Raw genomic sequence first — 4,849 nt, forward strand, 5'->3', positions numbered from 1 at the left:
GGGGGGGGGGGTGAGCGGATATTATTTGTTATTGTTTGAAGTTTAACTGGAATACGAGGGTATTTTTAGAAGTGCCTTATAAATATTTGGTCTAAGCATCTCAAAAAATCAATGGCTTCCCCGTTCACAGGATTTGATAAGGCGCTTGATACTACCGGGACGCGTTCTGAACAGGATCACATGAGAAGCATTGCAGACTTTCCGACTGTTTTGCCCGTACTGGCTCAAAGTGACTGGCTTAGGTATCTCGGAAGATTAACAACATCCCAAGCCACAAAATTTGACAAGGCTCTGGACGCCAGATACCTGCAAAGTCACATAGTGCGGATACAATCACAGGCTGTTTGACGGAAGACACACAATCGGGGGAGCCTAGACGAGCGTGGCCAAGATGTGTGCCGAGACCGGGTGTTCAAACAAGGAGCAGCTCAATGGGTATGTCGGGTCTTTGTGGAAAGACGCCACCACGCCGAAAGGTCTGCCTTTCTTTACTATGGAAAAGCAGACCTACGATTCTCTGGCCAGCAAACTGAGCAAATATGGGATCAGCAAGAGATGGACTTACGACGCTTTGTCTTATGACGCCCTTGAAGTACTCGCCGCGGGAATATCAGCGGTAGCGATGGTGTATTTTCTGAAAACAGAGCAGATTGAGGAACTGTCGGAAACTCTCGCCGCGATGGCGGTTGTAAGCGTTGCCTCAGCCAACCCGCTTCTGGCTCTGGTTATGGTCTCCTCGGTTGCGTATGCGATTGCGACCGGAACCGGCCTTGACGCCGGAGCCGCGGTTGAAGGGATTGTAAAAAGTTCGATTATTTCGGGAACGCTGGTTCTCCTTCCCGGGATGTTTTTATTGCAAATAGCCGTCGCAGTTGCCATTGCTCTTCTGCTTGAGGAAACCATGAAGGATGAGAACTACGCGTTTGTCGAGGAGTTCGCAATGGAAAAGATTAATGAGCTGGGAACCTGGATTCCGGATATTCAGGGGGAGGAAAATTGGATGAGGGTTTTATACGGTCTTCCAAAGTCAATGGAAACGCGAGCCTGCCTTCAATCCGCTTCATAAAACATTACGCAACAAAGAATCCGGAAAATAGGCGAAAAAACGGAAATACGTTACCATGTATGAAAGAAGTCCGCCGGAAGGAAAAATTCTTCCCGATTGACCCGACGGAAAAACCCAGAGAAGCACAAAGAGCATGCCCGATATCACTGTCAAGGAGGTTTTCCGGGGACTGGATGAAGTTTCTGAGGAATGTTCGTCCGAGAACTGGGACGTCTCCTTTGAATGGTACCGGTCTCCTGAAAAGGTGATCTCGGTCAGCATCAATCCCGGAGGAGAGATTTACTACGCGGCTATAATCGGCACATGCCGGAAAAAACCTGCTTCCGCCCGGCGTTTCAGATGACCTCTCGGCACGGATAGAGGAAGTCATGAAAAAACCAGATGAAGGAGCAGAAAACAGAGGACCTCCGGCATATGATCCCTGGATCATCAATTGCTTGTGGGATTCCCTGTAAGTCGCTGATCTGCGATTGCCTCCCGCTTCCCGGAAAAGATTTACAGAAAGGGGAAAATTAGTTACCTTTTCTGTGGAGGCAAAACAATGAAGATGTCGGCACTGATCGAATTTCTGGATCTGCTTTCAGAAAACGGGATACACGCTTTCACAAACGGGATGATCAGGAATGTTTTCCCGGGCGAACCGGAGGAGAACCTGAAAAAGACGCTCAAAAGAGCCGTGGCGGACCGCGTGATCGAAAGGGCCTGCCGGGGCGTATATCTGCGGAACAACTCCGCCAACGCCTACAGGCTTGAATCCGTAGCGGCCGCGCTTCGCGGGGGAAAGTACTCATACATAAGTCTTGAGACGGCCCTTTCTGAATACGGCGTAATAAGCCAGATGACTCTTAACTACCTCACGGTGATGACTACGGGAAGGAGTCAGAAATACACCACGTCCTACGGAACAATAGAGTTTACGCATACCTCACGCCGAGAATCCGAGATTGTCCGCAATACTTACTGGCAGAACGCAAGACCGCTCAGGACCGCGAACCCCGAGACGGCTCTTGAAGACCTGAGGCGGGTGGGCCGCAACGTTCACATGGTTTCAATGGAAACCTATCATGAGGTGATCCGTGACCGCAGTCCCGTTAACTGAAAAAGTCGAAAAAATCGTCGGTTCCGCTCCGGCCCTCGCGCAGCTACGCCCCGTAATTGAAAAGGAACTCATACATTACGACATTTTTTACGTCCTGTGCCGCAAGGCCCTGATTCCCCCCGAAATGGCTTTTGTGGGCGGCACGTGTCTGCGTCTGTGCCACGGATCAAACCGATACAGCGAAGACATTGATTTTCATGCGGGGGAGAATTTTCAGCCGAAGGATTTTGAGAGGATCCGGTCTGAACTCGAGAGTTACATATCCGGCCGTTACGGATTTGAGACAGAGGTGAGGAGTCCAAAAGAAATGAAGGAAGACTCCGGTTTCGCAAACAGCCGCGAGAGCACCTGGAAGGTTGTCATAAAAACCGGCGGGGACAGAAAAGATCTGCCTCAGCAGCGAATCAATATAGACATAGGATGTCTTCCCGCGTACGAAGTCTCGCCTCAGATTATCAGGACCAATTACCAGGATCTTCCGGACGGCTACAATACAATGTTCGTCAGGTGCTCTTCTCTTTCCGAAATACTGGCTGACAAACTGGTCGCGCTTGCGGCGCGCAGCAACATAAAAGCCCGGGACCTGTGGGACATACTGTGGCTGCGGCAGAAAGGTGCCATGCTGAAGCCCGATTTAATCAGACTGAAAATTGCCGACCGCGGGATAACCGAGCGTTACGAATCTCTTCTTGAAAACAGAATCGATACGATGCCCGGGTATTTTGAAAAGCAGCTGTTTCAGCGGGAAATGTCGAGATTCCTTGACAGGACGACATTGTCGGAAACAGTGGCGAAACCGGAATTTCTCGCTTCCCTGAGCGCACATATTACAGGTATGCTAAGAGATATCCGTGAAATTCTTTACTCTTAGGGCAGAACACAACCGGAGCTTGTTCCGTAAAGGAATTCGGGGAGGATAAGTCCATTTTGTCACCGCAACAGACGCAATTTTCAAACAGGCTCCGCGCGGCATTCGAAGCCAGCCAACTTGAAGACGGAATGAATCATCCCGCGGAGCGAATTATCAGAAAGGCGTTGCGTTCCCCGAAAAACCGGCAAGTTCTCGACTGGCTTAAGAGTTTTTCTCTGGATGAGGAACATCCAGACTTTGCCGCATCAGTTCTGCGCTGCCTTGGGCGCCAGACGAAACCTGGGACATGTTCATGGCGCACTGAACTAATTCGCAGGGCGCTGACTACAGATGATGTGGAAATCAGAGATGCCGCGGTGCAGGCAGCAGAATCGTGGGACGAGGAGGAATCGGCAAACATTCTCAAGTCGCATCACGAGCCCGAGCCGTGGCTTCGTGAATACATCTTGGATGTGATCAGCGACTTGGGAAAATAACTCGTGTTTTCGTTCCCACCCGCAAATTACGCAACCTCGTCCCGGCCGTCTCCATGATCGTCCCCGTAACCCTCGGGCTACCCTCCTTGCTTAAGATTGCAAAAAGGTTAACGAAACCCTTTTTTATGATGTTCTTGTGAAGAAGAGAATAAGAGATTTAGGCATCCGAATTCGCTCGGAATTACCGTCCGAATTCAGTCGTAATAGGCAACGATTGTCATAAAATCTGTCCATGTCCATAGACTAAGAGCTATTTCTTGCTTAGCAACTTTTCTTCTGTTACATTTTCAATAACTGTACTTGTTTGAAAATCTCGTTATTTTTACTTCCTTCTTGTTTAAAGCAGGGAGGAATCTATGGAAATTTTTTGGGCTGACCCCGCTAAAGCAACTATTGCTATAATCGCCGCATTGGGAGTTCTCTACGGACTTGGCCTCTTCATTTTCAAGGTTGGAGGTTGGCATAATTCTGTCAATACCGATCGAGAGAACTTTAAGGAGTTTATGGAAGAAGTTCGTAAGGATCTTAAGGAGCTTATTAAAAAGGTTTCAGTAATAAGCGGAACACTTGATGCAAAGAGTCCCGTCGAGTTAAACAAGACAGGTCAAACAATTTCAAAAGAACTTAATGTTCCTAGTTGGGCAAGAGAGACTGCTCCTGATTTTGTTGCTCAGCTTAAAGGAAAACAACCTTATCAAATCCAGGAGTTCTCTTTCGACTGCGTAAAAGGAAGTAAATCAATTTTAACTGAATCTATAGAAATACAGGCTGAAATTGCTGCTTATGAACATGGACTTGTAAAGTCAGATATTCTGGACGTTTTCGCAGTTGAATTAAGGAACGAATTGCTTCGACTTCTGGCAATCCCTAAATAGATAAGAAGCAACTGTCAACTAGGTAGTTCCCAAAAAAAAGGTATAAGCCGCGTCCGGGTGGGCGGGAACCCGGTAATCGATCCACCGAAGCGGTTCTTGAACCCCAGACTGACCACGAGCCTTGCCGAATCTCGATATAGGAATCGTTAAAAGGAAACAGCGTACGGTCGTCGCTGACGCGCGTAAGCGTGCCCACGGGGTCGTCGTGGAGCAGTACATCGAGAACACGTACATCAGTCATCGCCTTCCCCGTCAAGGCTGTAGAGAGGGCGGGGAACCTGCAGTCCGGTATCCGGGAACACATCGGCGAAGCTACCGTGCGCAAGCGACTTTACGGCGGGCAGAAATTCGCGCGGGACAAGCGCGAGTTCAAGATCAAGAGCGCGGGCAAGCGCCACCAGGCTTGAGGGCCTGAGGTCGACCGCGCAGTTCTCTGTTTTCGAGATATGACCCCGCGGGACT

7 protein-coding genes are annotated in these 4,849 nt (G+C 49.3%); 6 read left to right on the forward strand and 1 reads right to left on the reverse strand.

The window, feature by feature from the left end:
* The first annotated feature begins 382 nt into the window (after positions 1–382).
* The 6 genes from OXG10_02810 to OXG10_02835 all read left to right on the forward strand — a co-directional run bounded on the left by OXG10_02810 (position 383) and on the right by OXG10_02835 (position 4,387).
* Positions 383–1,066: a hypothetical protein gene (locus OXG10_02810; GenBank protein ID MCY3826301.1), complete on the forward strand. Its 684-nt coding sequence runs from the start codon at positions 383–385 to the stop codon at positions 1,064–1,066.
* Between the two features lie 133 nt (positions 1,067–1,199).
* Positions 1,200–1,409 (forward strand): hypothetical protein, encoded by a 210-nt coding sequence (locus tag OXG10_02815; GenBank protein MCY3826302.1) that lies wholly within the window; start codon positions 1,200–1,202, stop codon positions 1,407–1,409.
* Positions 1,410–1,607: 198 nt separating this feature from the next.
* Entirely contained in the window at positions 1,608–2,165 is a 558-nt protein-coding gene (locus OXG10_02820; protein MCY3826303.1) for a hypothetical protein, read from the forward strand.
* A complete protein-coding gene (locus tag OXG10_02825; GenBank protein ID MCY3826304.1) occupies positions 2,143–3,036 on the forward strand; it encodes a nucleotidyl transferase AbiEii/AbiGii toxin family protein in 894 nt (297 codons plus the stop codon). The genes OXG10_02820 and OXG10_02825 overlap by 23 nt, the downstream gene beginning before the upstream one ends.
* Positions 3,037–3,092: 56 nt before the next feature.
* Entirely contained in the window at positions 3,093–3,512 is a 420-nt protein-coding gene (locus OXG10_02830) for a HEAT repeat domain-containing protein (GenBank protein MCY3826305.1), read from the forward strand.
* Positions 3,513–3,868: 356 nt separating this feature from the next.
* Positions 3,869–4,387: a hypothetical protein gene (locus OXG10_02835; protein MCY3826306.1), complete on the forward strand. Its 519-nt coding sequence runs from the start codon at positions 3,869–3,871 to the stop codon at positions 4,385–4,387.
* A 233-nt stretch (positions 4,388–4,620) separates the two neighbouring features.
* Here OXG10_02835 and OXG10_02840 read toward each other — a convergent pair.
* A partial coding sequence (locus OXG10_02840) for an XRE family transcriptional regulator (GenBank protein MCY3826307.1) occupies positions 4,621–4,849 on the reverse strand: 229 nt, incomplete at its 5' end.

The sequence above is a fragment of the Candidatus Dadabacteria bacterium genome (genome assembly GCA_026706695.1).
Lineage (GTDB): Bacteria > Desulfobacterota_D > UBA1144 > Nemesobacterales > Nemesobacteraceae > Nemesobacter.

What these genes read in the sequence shown, in the direction of transcription:
- OXG10_02815 (MCY3826302.1), top strand. Translation starts at nt 1,200, where the DNA reads ATGCCCGATATCACTGTCAAGGAGGTTTTCCGGGGACTGGATGAAGTT.
- OXG10_02820 (MCY3826303.1), top strand. Translation starts at nt 1,608, where the DNA reads ATGAAGATGTCGGCACTGATCGAATTTCTGGATCTGCTTTCAGAAAAC.
- OXG10_02835 (MCY3826306.1), top strand. Translation starts at nt 3,869, where the DNA reads ATGGAAATTTTTTGGGCTGACCCCGCTAAAGCAACTATTGCTATAATC.